The organism is Zavarzinella formosa DSM 19928 (genome assembly GCF_000255705.1).
In the GTDB taxonomy this organism is placed as follows: domain Bacteria; phylum Planctomycetota; class Planctomycetia; order Gemmatales; family Gemmataceae; genus Zavarzinella; species Zavarzinella formosa.
Genome location: NZ_JH636440.1, coordinates 794,647 through 808,037, shown reverse-complemented (window position 1 = coordinate 808,037; position 13,391 = coordinate 794,647). Strand labels below are relative to the sequence as shown.

Genomic DNA, 13,391 nt, shown 5'->3' with positions numbered 1-13,391 from the left:
CTTGCCGCCAACCGGGAGGGTGCGGACGGTGCGTTCCACGACCCCGCGTCGGATGACGTTGGCGGACTGACAGGACGAACAGCGGTCATGGGCGGGATCCTGCCGGAGATGAAGGGTCAGGCCGCCCTCGGCGGAGGAGGTCCGAACGACTTGATAGTCCCGAACACCGAAAACACGATACAGTAGCGTGGAGGACATGCCGGCTTCCTGAAGATGGTGTGGTTACCTTTCATGAAACGGCATGCTCCTCTTTTTTGGCAACCCCTGAGTACGAACTTCTCGGATGAGCCGAAAAAAGCATGTCGGGAAAAGTCGAGAAAAATGCTTCCTTTCTCTCTCTGCTATCTTTCTTTTTGCTTCCGATCTGTTTGTCTTCTTTGTGAAACTTTGTGTGACCTTTGAGTCTTTGTGGTTAGTGCCTTTCCTTCTCTTCGTTTTACTGCCTCTTTCCCCGCCTCTCAACTAACTAGCAATTGCCTGATGCTTTCCGTGTCGGCCAGTTGCAACCCCAAGCCAACGAGTTCCTGCGGGTCGGTCGGGGCCGGGGTGAGCGAAACATCGTTTTCGATGTGATCGTGCGGGAAGCCCACTTTGGAAGTGGCGAGATTGTACACCCCAAAGACCACCGCCGGGCCGTCCGCTTTCAATTCCTGCTTCAATTGCAGGGCCACGATGGCCGTGTTCATGTACACAGCGACCGTTTCCAGCGCCTTCGCGTAGTTGGCGTGATACGTGATGTCGTTGCCGTACACTTGTTCCAGCGACAGGGCGGCGCTTCGCACGGCCACGAGGATGTGATTGACCACCGATCGCAATGAACGTGAGAACGCAATATCCGCATGGGCCTTTGGATTGAGATACGTGGAGACGGCGGCATTCACCGCCCCGCAACCGGTGTGGCCCACCACGGTGATGAGCTTCATCGTGCCGGGGAAACTCTTGATGGCATACTCGATGCTCCCGAGGCATTCATCCCCCGGCACATTGCCCGCCACCCGCACGACGAAAAGCCGGTTTGGTCCCGTGTCGAAAATGATTTCAGAGGGAACCCGAGCATCCGAACAACCAAAAATCGCCGCGAAGGGCGCCTGATTTTCAACCTGCCCGCTCGGCGCCACGGATTCGGTGATGAAGCTTGCCTGACAGGTGCGGATATCCCCTCCCGGTTCCAGTTGGGAGAGTTGTTCCCGGACCTCGACAAACCGCTGATTGCCTTCCGTCAGGATGGCGACGGCCTCGGCGGCCGTGGTGGGATAGGCAAAATCCTCGGCGGCTTTGCGATAAAAGCGATTAAACTGGTTCATGAGATCCGTCGGCGGGTGTCGGTTTCGCCGGACGACCGGGGGGTGATCCCCGCAGGTTCATTCCGGCGTTATCGGCGATTGTATTCCAAGAAACTGTTCGTTTTCAGCCCGTTTCCCGCCAATATGGAAACTTCAACGGGTCTGTCGTGCCGTATTTTTGCAATTTGCCTGTTGCCATCCGGCAAGACGCGCTGGTATATTAAGGGAAGTTTGCAAACGACCTGCCGACGAGGTTACCTTCGACCTCCTCAGCTTCCGGACGTGCCGTTCTGGCCGTTTAGGAAGACATTCTGTTCCAACCCAACCCCAATAAACGAGGAAGGTAATCCACATGAGTACTTTGGCATTTCAACCGTTGTTCGCGTTTTTCGGTCTCGGCACCCAAGAAATCATGCTGTTGCTGGTCTTGGGCGTGCTGTTGTTCGGCCGCAATCTCCCGTCGCTGGGCCGTTCGCTCGGCAAAACGGTGACGGAGTTCAAGAAGGGCGTCAAGGGCCTTGAAGACGACATGGAGCCGACCACCAGCCGGACCATCGAACCGGAACCCGTCCGCCCCCCGCAACGAGTGACCTCGACCGCCCCGAAGTTTGAAGACTCCCCGCCGCCGAAGGTGTGATCGGTCCGCCAAAATTTTCGCGCGAAAATCGGGGGCCAGCCACTCGGCCCCCTTTCCATTTTCCGCGAACCCGTGTATGAAATACGTCTCCTGTAAAACACGGGCGTTTAACTCAGCGGTAGAGTGCCATCCTCACACGGTGGAAGTCACTGGTTCGAATCCAGTAACGCCCAGCCTGCTCGTTTGTACATATATGACATTGTCTGTCTTGGATTGACTAACATCACATTCCTTAAGATCTTGCGTCAATCTTGTCAAATCAGGACATTCTGACACATTTGCTGACTGCACCGGATTTTGCAAGGTGACTGCACCGGATTTTGCAGCGCGCAAAACGGCCTTTTCAAAGTGGTCGTCAGTCACCTGCCGATAGTGCCGATCACTCACCGCAACGCTATGCCCCAACCAAGCGGCGGCGACGTGGGAAGGAAATAAGTCTGCCAATTCCGTCGCCCGCGTTGATCTCAGATTTTGCCAAGGTTTGATCCACGGCAAAATTCCGGCCGCCAAGATTCGATCCACCAGCAACTTTGGCATCCCGCGAAACATCCGAAGTTTCGGAAACACATACAAGCCCGGTTCGGCTCGTTCATAGAGGTCTTCCAAATAGGGTTTGATCTCCGGGAAGATGGGGACGATCCGGGTTCCCTTCCCTTCATGGCCGGAAGTCTTCACGCAGGACACCACGAACCGATTCCGGTCCCAAACGATGTCTCCCCATTTCAAATCTCGAATTTCGCTCGGAACCCGCAACCCGCCCCAACGGGCCAAAGCGATACACAACCGCCATTCCGGGTCAACAAGGCTGTCCAGCAACACTTGGACCGTGGCAGCCTCCACGAATTGAAGCCGGTCACGGTTCACTTGAGTTCCTCCCTTGATGAACGCAAACGGATTTTCTGTGATGTGCTTTTTTCGCAACGCAAAGGCGAACAATCGTCGGCAAATCTGAACATGCTTTGATATGGTCGCGGTCGCGGCCTTCTCCGCTTTCATCGCCTTGACCATTCCGGCGGCTTCCTGTTCGGTAATCTGGTTGATTGGCGTACCAGCCCCCAACCGTTCCGCAATCCGGTTAATGGTGCTTCGCATGAGTGCGTTTGTGGTGTCCCGGACATGAGGAAGAGAGTCCACGAAGGCGTTGCCGACTTCCCGGAGCGTTGGAATGCGAAGTGATTCCCTTGTGGTAACCAAGCCAACGGCGGCCAGTCGGATATGAAGTTCATCACCAATGTTCGCCAACCACCGGGACAGGTCGGCATCATTCGCCGTATGGTTGTTGAGACACGCCAGAAGTTGTTCAACGCGAATCTTCACCTCGTTGGCCGTTTTCATCGGCACGGTTCCGAGTCGAATGCTTCGGCGTTTGCCGTCTGTACTGATGAATTGAAGGGTCTTCAGCCCGGTCTTTCGGTCATGGGAAATGCTCGCCATTGATTTCACCTTCCGCAAGGATCGGCCGGCCGGGATGGTAGTTTGCGTTCATCTCGACCGGGTAAGTTTTGAGATTGTAACACAGTCAGGTCAGGTCGCGCCACGTCGTTCAATGTCAGACCGGCCGGGCAAAGAAGGAAGGAACACAGCCAACACACACCGGGGATTCGGCTGTGTTCCGGTTCATCATCCCTTGAGGGCATCCAACGAAGGAAGAAACAGAGAAGGCGTATGTGTGTCGTGGCTGTCTTCCTTCCTTGCCGGTTCGATGTGCCCTTGATCGGCCCCCAGTCGCCAAGACCATTCTTTCCCGTTTTTGAACGCCGATCCTCCGAGAATGCCTTTCAAAATGTCATCACGCCACCAATCCAAACGATGGGCTTTGCCAATCCCGGCGTTCCCGCGCGAGACGCAATCGGTGGAATGCCTTGGCCCGTCGGCCAGAAAGGAGCGAAGCCAGTCGGCCGCCCGGCTTTTGGCGAGGGATCGGTCTTCTTTCTGAGTCTCCCGGTTTTGTCGTCCGCTCGCTAGTTCGTGAATGTCCCCTTCCCACGGTTGGAAATCACAGCATCGGTACATTTGAGCGGCGACGGTCGCGGCCTCGTTGGCTGGAAGTCCGGGTGAGTGACGGAGAACCAGTTCAAGGGCGCCGGGAGGCGGTTCCGTGGCGAAAGAGAGTCCGTCACGTCCGACTTGGCCGGTGATCGGCAGATTAGTCTTGGAACGGGCCAGGATGCGACGGGCGGGATCGTCGGGATTCTTGGCAAGAGTCAACACCATCCGGGGAACGCTGGTGTAAGCAACGCTACCCTGAGTTCGCATGGTGGCGTTTTCCCGGTCCCCCTTGCCCAGATGCTTCACGCCGATCACCGCGACGCCGTTTGATTCGGCGAATTGTGAAAGGCTCTCCAGCAAGGGCCGGATGTCCGTCTCTGAATTGTCGTTGCCTCCGGCGTTCCCGACCGTGGATGAAATCGGATCGATGATCAGCACGCCAAACGGCTTTCGCTGAAACTCCCCGGCCAGTTGATCGACGTTCAACAGGGAAAAGGCGATACGTTTCCCCTCCGGCCCGGTCGCCCCGTCGATGAGCCTGATTCGTCCGACATCGGCCCCGGCAGCAATGAACCGGGGAACCATGACCTCGGACGGGGCATCCTCGCAATTGTAAATCAGAACGTCGGCCGGGGGCGGGCATTCGTACTCCAGCCCGAAGGCGGGCCGGCCTTGGGTCACGCATCCGGCGACATGAGCCAGCAGGGACGATTTGCCGTCTCCGCCATGACCGGCCACAAGGGTCAGCATTCCCTTGGGAACGAAATTCTCAACTATCCATTTGACCGGCTTCATGGGAATGTCTCCGAGGTTGCGGGTAAACAATCCACCGGCGGGCGGTTGTTTGCTTTCGTTGTCCGGGCGTGCTTCGTTGGTTCGGGGCGGGCTTTTCAATTCGACTTTGGGGTTCATCGTCGACCCCCCGTCGTGCTTTTGATGACATCCGGTGATGTAATCGGCGGGAGGCTCTTTTTATGGTGGCGCAATGCGTCACCCCCCGACGGATCTTCTTGCGGGCATCGAAGACGATGCGATAACATGGAGTTTGTCCTTTTGAGGTTTTGTTCGGGAAGGCTGCGGATCGGTGAGACGATCCGCAGCCTGTTCGTTAGTCACTTCTTGGGAGAATCCGGCCCGCCAATCGGTCCCGGCAGTTCGTTCCCGAACTTCAATGAGAAACAACCAAGCGTCGCCAGCCGTTGCCGGGCCTGATGCTCGCGGGATCGGTCGCCCGTTTTCCGGGCGTGGATCATTCGGCGAATCCAGACAGGCGGCTTGTTGGTGTTGTTCAAGACACACCCCCTTCGGCGACGCGGTGCAATTCGGCGTCGGCGATGAGCCTTCGGCGGCCGAGCATGAACGAAGACACCTTCGAGTCATCAATCAGCCGGATGAGATGACGTTCGGAGATGCCAAGATACTTGGCGGCGTCGCGGACGGACCACGGCGAACCGGGCTGATGTTGGGACGTCGGTTGCCCCTGAGTGACGGCGGACATGAGATAGTTCCAAAGGCCGCGTTGGTCCGCGTTGTGTGGACCACTGTTCACGGCATTTGAATTGTCAGGGCAAGTCCGGAAGGAAAAATTCGGCCTCGTTTTATTCCGGCGAATTGTGGGGAAGTGTTTGAAACAGACCGGCGTTATCGCGTAATGACAGTACCTCCGGAATAATAAATTTGCTTGGCGGGTAAATTATTCCGGAGTCATTTGCGCCCTGTTCGATGTCGATGACGTTCCAAGGCGTTCGCCACGTCAGCCACTGACATGCCAAGTTCCCGGCCTAGGTCGGCATAAGTTCTGTAATGCTTCGTTTTCCACGCTTCGGCAATCCGCTTGTCCGATTGGGGATCGGTTTGCATTGGTCGGCCCGGTTTTTTTTTGCCACCACTTGGCCGAACGGTTCCTTTGATATTCTGAGAAGTCGCCCCCAGAACTTCCTCTCGTCGCCTCGCGGCTCTGTGCGCCTCAATTTGACAGGATCGCCCGATTGCATTGCCGTCCGGCCATGTGCGTTGGCGGAAGATTTGTTGCACTTCAGGCAAGACTTTGCAAATGATCGGAATGTCGAGTTTTACATTGGGATCGCCGTCGATGTCACAAGAATGAACAGGATCGATGCGCGACCAAAACTGTCTGTAAATTTCCACACCAAGGTCGATGGCGGCCTCATGAGCGCAGGCAAACCCATGCCGGCAGTCGGGTTCCGAGGCTAAAATCAACTCGCCACGCAGAGAATTGACCATGCCGCGATAAGAAAGCTCGGCTCGAATTTCTTGAATCCATTGGCCAAATCTGGCGCTGACAAATCGCCGTTCCAAATCGTTTTTCCAGTCAAACGAACAGAATTTGAGGGCATTGGCGATAGCTCCCCCGACAAGGGCGAGGTGGTTTGCAACATAAGTTGCCTTGATCAAATCGTCGGGCAATTGGCCAAATTTTGTGACCAGACCGGGCAAATCATTGATGTTGCTCGCTTTGGGACCGGCGCCCAACGCAATGGTCTTGAGAAAAACGGCCCAAAGAATCCTTCCCGGGATTGTGTCTGGAAGAATCCCGAACGGATCTCGTCTGACGGGGTTTTCTTCTTCTTTGTTGGCAATGGCTGGAATGATTTCCAAGGAGGTTTGGATTGGGTCGGACAACGTAACTTCCCCTCAAAACGGGCACATCATCCGCTTCGTTTCAAACGTGTTTTGGGAAGATGTCCGGCATTGGATGGATTGGGTGGCTAAACCATCTCAAGGGGTATTCGAGAGAGTCGGGATGTCAATCCTTGTCCGCGAGCAGAGCGACCGGACAAGATGAGAACAACTACGTTTTTTGGTGCCGAGATTCGGCATCCACTCGGGGGCGGGAATCGCGCATCGGCAAATTGCCTGCCTCGCCTTTTTTGATGTCGAAGTCCGACATAGAGGCAAGCCGCGCAAGCTTTTCATGTTGGCGAATGGCGGATGCCACTTCCGCCGGCTTTCATAAAGTTGAGTTGAACCGAGCAACACTTTCTTGAGGGCTTCCCAGACTTTCTCGGAATCCAAGGCTTGCGTACTCATGGCCGTGCGGGCCCAATACTCCGATGATGGCATTCATCAGTTCAGTCTTTAGATCCGGAAAGTTGGGGAATGGCTCCTTGATGGTGTCCACAGCCTGTTTTTGATTTTTTCCGATTCCAGTTCGGCCCGCAAAGGCAGAGGACTGCACCGGATTTTGCAGTGCACAAAACAATAGATTCAAATCGAAACAGGCGAGAATTCGACGCGAAGATCGGTGTGAATTCCGTTTTTTTCAAACGCTCACGGATTGGTTGATACGGGGGACTCATTGCGAATTCATTGTTCATCAAGAACCTCCCGGACTTTCCGCGACAGTGACAACGGCGTGTAGGGCTTTTGGAGAAAAGCGACGTCTGCCTGAAGAATACCGTGACGGATGACGGCATCATCGGTGTAGCCGCTTTGAAACAGCACTTTGAGGGTTGGGGTTTGGCCAATTAGGGCCTCGGCCAGCTCTCGGCCGCTCATGCCCGGCATCACCACATCCGTCACCAGCAAATCGATAAGTCCCTGATGAGTCTCGACGAGTCGCAATGCCTTTTTGCCGTTTTCGGCCTGTAACACTTTGTAGCCCCGAGTCTGCAAGGCGAGCACGGCGATGGTCCGCACGGCATCCTCGTCCTCGACCACCAAAATGGTTTCCGTCCCCCCCAAGACCTTCCGGGAAGTCGGGCCGGATGACTGGGAATTTGGTTGCTCGTCGAAGGCCGGAAGGTAGATCTTGAAAGTTGATCCGTGACCGGGTTCGGTGTAGAGATTGATGTTGCCGCCGCTCTGTTTGACGATGCCGAAGACCGTCGCCAATCCCAGCCCTGTGCCCTTTCCCAGTTCCTTGGTTGTGAAAAATGGCTCGAAAATGCGCGCCCGAATGGCCGGGGGCATGCCGCAACCGTTGTCGCTGACCGCCAGCCGGACATGCGAACCCGGCACGCAATCCACATGGCGGGCGGCATAATCTTCGTTCAAAAAAACATTGGACGTTTCAATGGTGAGCTTTCCTCCCATTGGCATCGCATCGCGGGCATTGACGGCCAGGTTCATCAAGACTTGGGCCAAGAGACCGGGATCGATTTTTACTTTGCTGACATTCGGGTCAAGAACGGCGGTGAGCAGTATGTCCTCGCCGATTAACCGCCGCAGTAGTTTTTGGGTTTCTCGCACCACATCGTTCGGATTCAACACTTTCGGTTCCAAAACCGTTTTGCGGCTGAAGGCCAGCAATTGACGTGTCAGCCCGGCCGCCTGTTCCCCGGCTTCGCAAATAGCCGTGACGGACTCTCGCATCGGATTGTCCGCATCCAATTCGCCCAACATGATCTCACTGTATCCCGAGATGATGGTCAGCAAGTTGTTGAAATCGTGGGCGACACCGCCGGCCAGTTGCCCGAACGCCTCCATCTTCTGCGCCTGTAGCATTTGCGATTCGAGCGATTTCTGCTCGGTGACATCCGTATGGACACCGATCCATTCGCGGATTGACCCCTTGGTTTCCAAGATCGGGACTCCGCGAGCGGACATTTGTCGATACTCTCCGTCTGCCCGGCGAAGGCGGTGTTCGACACGATACTCGGTGCCCGTCATCCACGCCGTCTTCCAAGCCCGAGCACTGTGTTCCCGGTCGTCGGGATGGATGGCGTTCAGCCACCCCAAGCCACGGTGCTGTTCGACCGTTTGTCCGGTGAAGGCTGTCCAACTTGGCTGCTCTGAATCAAACTCGCCTGAGGCCGGGGAACTCCAGACAATCGCAGAGGTCGCCGTGATCAACGTCCGATATCGCTCTTCGCTTTGCCGGAACAATTTTTCCACATTGCTTCGCTCCACGGCATGCCGAATGGCTCGCTGAAGCGATGCTTCTTGGATGTCACCCTTCACCAAATAATCCTGCGCCCCTTCCTTGAGCGCTTGCAACGCTAATTGTTCGTCGTCCTTGCCCGTCAGCACGACAATGGCCACCTGGGCATTCTTTTCGCGGAGCATGCGAAGAGTGTCTATGCCCTGGCTGTCCGGCAAACCCAAATCGAGAAGAACAACGTCAAAGCGATTAACCAACAGGAGATTGATCGCGTCTCCCAAGCGCTGGCTGTTGCTGACGTGGAAGTGGCTGGTTGACAGCGCTTCCTTCGTGAGCAACACGTCGGTCGGACTGTCTTCCACCAAAAGAATGTGAATGTCACTTTTCATTTCACTGCACCGGGGCTAACGTCACAATGGAGAACCAGAAATTTTCGATGTTCTTCACCACTTCGGCAAACTGCTCGTAATTCACCGGCTTCACGACGTAGCAATTGGCGTGCAGGCCATATGCTTTCATCACATCATTTTCGCTCTTTGAGGTGGTCAGCACCACGACCGGGATTCGCTTGAGGTTTTCGTCGCTTTTGATTTCCGCGAGAACCTCCCGCCCGTCCTTGCGGGGCAAATTCAGATCGAGCAGGATCAGACTGGGCCGGGGCGAATCCTTGTATTTGCCCTCCCCACGGAGGAAGGCCATCGCCGCCACGCCGTCCGGCACGGTGTGCAAGTTGTTGACAATCGTCGATCCGTCGAGCGCTTCCTGCGCGAGGAGAACATCCGTGGGACTGTCTTCCACCAGCAGAATCTCGACCGGCTGCGATCCTGGGGAATTCATGGGCTCACTTCGTTGAAGGGGATGGTAAACGAAAAGGCGGAACCCCGCCCGGGTTCGGAGATGACGGAGATGCGGCCGCCGTGCCGCTCGACGATTTTCTTGCAGATGGCCAGTCCAATGCCCGTGCCGGAATACTCGGCCCGCGTGTGAAGCCGCTCGAAGATGATGAAAATTTGCTCGAAATATTCGGGCTGAATTCCGATGCCGTTGTCCCGCACGGTGAAAACCCAATTCGCCTGGTCTCGGCGAACGCCAATATGGATTTTCGGCGCCAATGGACCCCGGAATTTGATGGCGTTGCCAACCAGGTTTTGAAACAACTGCGTCATCTGAACGGCATCCGCCCTGGCGACCGGAAGTTGGTCATGAGTGACGACCACACCAGCTTCCACGATGGCGATTTCCAGGTTGGCCAGGGCCTTGCCCAAGATTTGATCGCAGTCAGCCGACTCCAATACCTTGCCCCCGGTTCCCACCCGCGAATAGGACAGAAGATCGTCAATGAGTGTCTGCATCCGACTGACACCGCCAACCGCATGGGTGATCAACTCGTCAGCCCGGTCATCCAGTTTGCCCTGATACCGTCTTCTGAGGATCTGCACACAGCCGGAAACAGCCCGCAATGGTTCCTGAAGGTCATGGGAGGCGCTATAGGCGAATTGCTCTAGATCGAGGTTGGAGCGGGATAACTCATCGGTCGTTTTCCTCAGTTCCATCGTTCGTTCCTTGACCCGATCCTCCAAGCCGGTGTTTGCCTGCCGAATCGCTTCCTCAGCCGCCCGCCGGGCCAGAAAGGCACGTTGGAGAAACCTGGCCAGGATTCCAGTCAAGATGAGGGCCAGGATAGCCCCAAAGAGGCCGGTCATCATGGCGATGCCATAAGCCCTGTGGGACCTCCGTTCTCCTTCATGAAGCAAGGTGAATTCTTTTTGCTCCATGTCAGCCACCAAGTCCCGCAGAGCGTCCATCCGTTGCTTGCCTTTGCCAGTCAGCAAATATGCCCGGGCCTCGTTCCCACTGATTCTTCGCCGGGCGATGCCCTCTTCAAGCAAGCCCATTTGCTCCAGACTGAGTCCCTCAAGACTCTTGATTTGGGCTTGCTGCCGGTCATCATCCTTTGTCTTGCCCTTTAATAATTCCATCAGACGGCCAAGCCGGCGCACGGCGGCGGAGTAAGGTTGCAAATACTCATCCTCGCCGGTGATTACGAAGCCCCTTTGCCCGGTTTCGGCGTCCACCATTGCGAGCAGGACATCTCCGGTCAGGCCCAATACCTCATGAGAGTGCGCCACCCGGCCAGCATCCTCGTGCATTTGCCGGGTATTCCAGCAAGCAAGTCCGGTGTTGACCACGAGCAAGGCCAGGAGCGCGACGCTGCCGGCCAGCATTCCCTTGTTGAACGCACGATCCGGTTTCGCACTTGGTTTTCGCAGAGCCAGCTGCCCGCGCCACATCTATGGTTCTCCCCGGCCGACATGAAATCACGTCCGCAGTATTCGCCTCAAACCCTCATCGGCAGTCTCGCAACGGCGAACCAGAAATGCTCGATGGTCCTAAGCACGGCTGCATATTTCGCGAAATCGACTGGTTTCACAATGTAACAGTTGGCGTGGAGTCCATAGGCGCGCTGAATGTCGGCCTCGATCTTCGAGGCGGCCAGCACGACGACGGGAATTCGTTTGAGCCTGTCGTCATTTTTGATTTCCGAGAGCAGTTCCCAACCGTCTTTCAAAGGGATGTTGAGATCAAGCAAAATCAGCCCGGGGCGAGGGGCCTCTCGATGTTTGTTCTCTCGTCGCAAAAATTCCATCGCCTCCATTCCGTCAGAGACGGCATGCAGATTGCTGACTATCACCGATCCTTCGAGTGTCTCCTTTGCCAGCAACACATCGGCGGGATTGTCCTCGACCAAAAGAATATCAACCGGCTGGAGTCCCTTGGGCGTCACGAGAGCGATCCCTTCTCGGGGATGGTAAACGAGAAGGTGGAACCCAGACCGGGCTTGGACTCCACCGTGATCCGGCCGCCGTGACGCTCGACGATTTTCTTGCAAATCGCCAGACCAATGCCAGTGCCGGTGTATTCGGCCCGAGTGTGAAGACGTTGAAAGATGACAAAAATCCGCTCGAAGTACTCGGGTTCCATGCCAATGCCATTGTCCCTCACAAAGAACACCCAATGGGCATGCTCCCTCCGGACGCCGACATGGATTCGGGGCAATTCCTTTCCCCGGAATTTGATGGCGTTGCCGACTAGATTTTGAAACAACTGCGTCATCTGGACGGCGTCCGCCTTGGCAACCGGAAGCTGATCGCGAGTGACAACCACCCCCGCCTCCGCGATGGCGGCCTCAAGGTTGGCCAGTGCCTTGTCCAAGATTCGATTGCAGTCGGCCGGCTCGAACGCCTTGCCTCCTGTCCCCACCCGCGAGAATGTCAGCAAGTCGTCAATGAGCGTTTGCATTCGGCTGACGCCATCGACCGTGTGAACGATCAGTTCGTCGGCCCGGTCATCCAGCTTGCCTTGGTAGCGTTTTTTGAGAACCTGAACGCAGCCCGCCACGGCCCGAAGCGGTTCTTGCAAATCGTGGGAGGCGACATACGCGAATTGCTCCAGGTCGAGGTTCGAGCGGGATAATTCCTCGACCACGTTTCGCAAATCGGTTTCGGCTTGCTTGCGTTCGGTCAGGTCACGGGTGATGTAAGCGAAGCCCTGCAATTCGCCGTGCGAATCGTACAAGGGAGTCGTGGCATAATTGGCCCAGAACTGCGTTCCGTCCTTGCGGACTCTCCAGTCTTCCGCCCCCACTTTGCCAAGGACGAGGGCCTTGCGGAGTTCTTCCTCCTGCGTGTTTCGTTCCACATCCTGGGGGGGGAGGAAGCGACGCAGCGGCTGGCCGATGATTTCCTCGGCTTTGTAGCCAAAGAGGAGTTCCGCCCCGCCGTTCCATGTCTGGATGTTGCCGGTGCGGTCCAGCATGACCACGGCATAATCCTTGATGCCCTCGACCAGCAGTCGAAACCGGGATTCGCTGGTGCGCAAGGCTTCCTCGGCCCGCTTGCGCTCGGAGATGTCCCGGACCAGGCCGGTGAAATAGCGGCGATGTCCCAGAAGAAAGGCGCTGACGGCCAAATCCATCGGAAACGTCGAACCGTCCTTGCGACGCATGACGAGTTCCCGTCCGATGCCCACGCCGGAACGCAAATACGTGGCCAAATCCCCGTCATGCTCGCTGTGATCGGAGTCAGGCATCAACGTCTTGACGTTGTTGCCCACAACCTCGGCGGCCGAGTATCCGAAAATCTTCTCGGCCGCCGGGTTGTAGGATTCGACGACCCCATTTTCATCAATGGTGATAATCCCGTCGATCAAATGATCGACGATGGAGCGCATCCGCACCTCGGCTTTCCGCAATTCCTCCTCAGCCCGCTGGCGCGTTTTGAAGTTGCGCTTTTTGCTGAGGAGAGTGGGCCGGGATAGAAAAACGAGACTCCCCCGGCCGGATCGGTTGGGCCGTGAGGCCGGGTGATCACCAACCGGAAGGAGTCTCGGTCATGATTGTGCAAGAAGGACTCCCCGGAATCAAACAGTTTCTTCGTCCGGCCGGCCTGAGTCCCCGGGCGCTCGGCCTGGTGATTCGTTGCGTGGCGGCGTTTTGTTTGCATTGGGGGCGCATGAGCGCCTCGCAAGCCTCGGGGTCGGTGGCCTCGGAGCCGCGTCATCGCGCCCAGATCAGCCGGTTTCTCGGCCGCAAGGGCCTTCGCCAACGGCCGCCGCTGGCTCTGGTGCGGGACCGGATGCT

Annotated in this window: 13 protein-coding genes, 1 tRNA gene and 3 pseudogenes; 5 read left to right on the top strand and 12 right to left on the bottom strand. The window is 56.5% G+C overall.

Going from position 1 to position 13,391, the window contains the following annotated elements; translation table 11 throughout:
* Together BGIM_RS64820 and BGIM_RS50365 are read right to left on the bottom strand one after the other, a co-directional pair.
* Positions 1-198: pseudogene (locus BGIM_RS64820) on the bottom strand (ISL3 family transposase); the annotation flags it as partial.
* A 260-nt stretch (positions 199-458) separates the two neighbouring features.
* Positions 459-1,304, bottom strand: coding sequence for a carbonic anhydrase (locus tag BGIM_RS50365; RefSeq protein ID WP_020470486.1), 846 nt, complete (start codon positions 1,302-1,304; stop codon positions 459-461).
* Positions 1,305-1,635: 331 nt separating this feature from the next.
* On the opposite strand from BGIM_RS50365, the gene BGIM_RS0114495 reads away from it, so the two are divergent.
* Both BGIM_RS0114495 and BGIM_RS0114490 read left to right on the top strand, forming a co-directional pair.
* Positions 1,636-1,920: a twin-arginine translocase TatA/TatE family subunit gene (locus BGIM_RS0114495; RefSeq protein WP_020470485.1), complete on the top strand. Its 285-nt coding sequence runs from the start codon at positions 1,636-1,638 to the stop codon at positions 1,918-1,920.
* Positions 1,921-2,021: 101 nt separating this feature from the next.
* Positions 2,022-2,093 (top strand) — tRNA-Val (locus BGIM_RS0114490).
* On the opposite strand, the gene BGIM_RS68300 is transcribed toward BGIM_RS0114490, so the two are convergent.
* On the bottom strand, positions 2,053-2,916 hold the full coding sequence (locus tag BGIM_RS68300; RefSeq protein WP_390566566.1) for a tyrosine-type recombinase/integrase: 864 nt from the start codon (positions 2,914-2,916) through the stop codon (positions 2,053-2,055). The genes BGIM_RS0114490 and BGIM_RS68300 overlap by 41 nt on opposite strands.
* Positions 2,917-3,135: 219 nt before the next feature.
* Here BGIM_RS68300 and BGIM_RS67120 point away from each other — a divergent pair, with 219 nt between their 5' ends.
* Positions 3,136-3,357, top strand: a complete 222-nt coding sequence (locus tag BGIM_RS67120; protein ID WP_029630052.1) for a hypothetical protein — start codon at positions 3,136-3,138, stop codon at positions 3,355-3,357.
* Between the two features lie 183 nt (positions 3,358-3,540).
* Here BGIM_RS67120 and BGIM_RS0114470 read toward each other — a convergent pair whose 3' ends face one another.
* The 3 genes from BGIM_RS0114470 to BGIM_RS0114460 all read right to left on the bottom strand — a co-directional run bounded on the left by BGIM_RS0114470 (position 3,541) and on the right by BGIM_RS0114460 (position 5,407).
* On the bottom strand, positions 3,541-4,821 hold the full coding sequence (locus BGIM_RS0114470) for an AAA family ATPase (protein WP_020470484.1): 1,281 nt from the start codon (positions 4,819-4,821) through the stop codon (positions 3,541-3,543).
* Positions 4,822-5,021: 200 nt separating this feature from the next.
* Entirely contained in the window at positions 5,022-5,201 is a 180-nt protein-coding gene (locus tag BGIM_RS0114465; RefSeq protein WP_020470483.1) for a hypothetical protein, read from the bottom strand.
* Complete coding sequence (locus tag BGIM_RS0114460; protein WP_020470482.1) at positions 5,198-5,407, bottom strand: excisionase family DNA-binding protein; 210 nt, start codon at positions 5,405-5,407, stop codon at positions 5,198-5,200. The genes BGIM_RS0114465 and BGIM_RS0114460 overlap by 4 nt, the downstream gene beginning before the upstream one ends.
* 776 nt (positions 5,408-6,183) lie before the next feature.
* On the opposite strand from BGIM_RS0114460, the gene BGIM_RS62875 reads away from it, so the two are divergent.
* A complete protein-coding gene (locus BGIM_RS62875; protein ID WP_157368989.1) occupies positions 6,184-6,642 on the top strand; it encodes a hypothetical protein in 459 nt (152 codons plus the stop codon).
* Between the two features lie 594 nt (positions 6,643-7,236).
* Here BGIM_RS62875 and BGIM_RS0114445 read toward each other — a convergent pair.
* The 6 genes and pseudogenes from BGIM_RS0114445 to BGIM_RS0114425 form a co-directional block, all read right to left on the bottom strand.
* Entirely contained in the window at positions 7,237-9,141 is a 1,905-nt protein-coding gene (locus tag BGIM_RS0114445) for a response regulator (protein ID WP_020470479.1), read from the bottom strand.
* A gap of 1 nt (position 9,142) precedes the next feature.
* On the bottom strand, positions 9,143-9,589 hold the full coding sequence (locus tag BGIM_RS0114440) for a response regulator (protein ID WP_020470478.1): 447 nt from the start codon (positions 9,587-9,589) through the stop codon (positions 9,143-9,145).
* A pseudogene (locus tag BGIM_RS68295) lies at positions 9,586-10,317 on the bottom strand (sensor histidine kinase); the annotation flags it as partial. The pseudogene BGIM_RS68295 and the gene BGIM_RS0114440, both read right to left, overlap by 4 nt.
* 183 nt (positions 10,318-10,500) lie before the next feature.
* Positions 10,501-10,902, bottom strand: a pseudogene (locus BGIM_RS68290) (CHASE3 domain-containing protein); the annotation flags it as partial.
* A gap of 188 nt (positions 10,903-11,090) precedes the next feature.
* The gene (locus BGIM_RS0114430; protein ID WP_238537624.1) at positions 11,091-11,501 is read right to left on the bottom strand and encodes a response regulator; all 411 of its coding nucleotides are present in this window, start codon (positions 11,499-11,501) and stop codon (positions 11,091-11,093) included.
* A gap of 32 nt (positions 11,502-11,533) precedes the next feature.
* Complete coding sequence (locus BGIM_RS0114425) at positions 11,534-12,988, bottom strand: sensor histidine kinase (RefSeq protein WP_193788977.1); 1,455 nt, start codon at positions 12,986-12,988, stop codon at positions 11,534-11,536.
* Positions 12,989-13,143: 155 nt separating this feature from the next.
* On the opposite strand from BGIM_RS0114425, the gene BGIM_RS64815 reads away from it, so the two are divergent.
* Positions 13,144-13,391 (top strand): hypothetical protein (locus BGIM_RS64815; protein ID WP_040888874.1); only part of this gene is annotated, 248 nt, incomplete at its 3' end.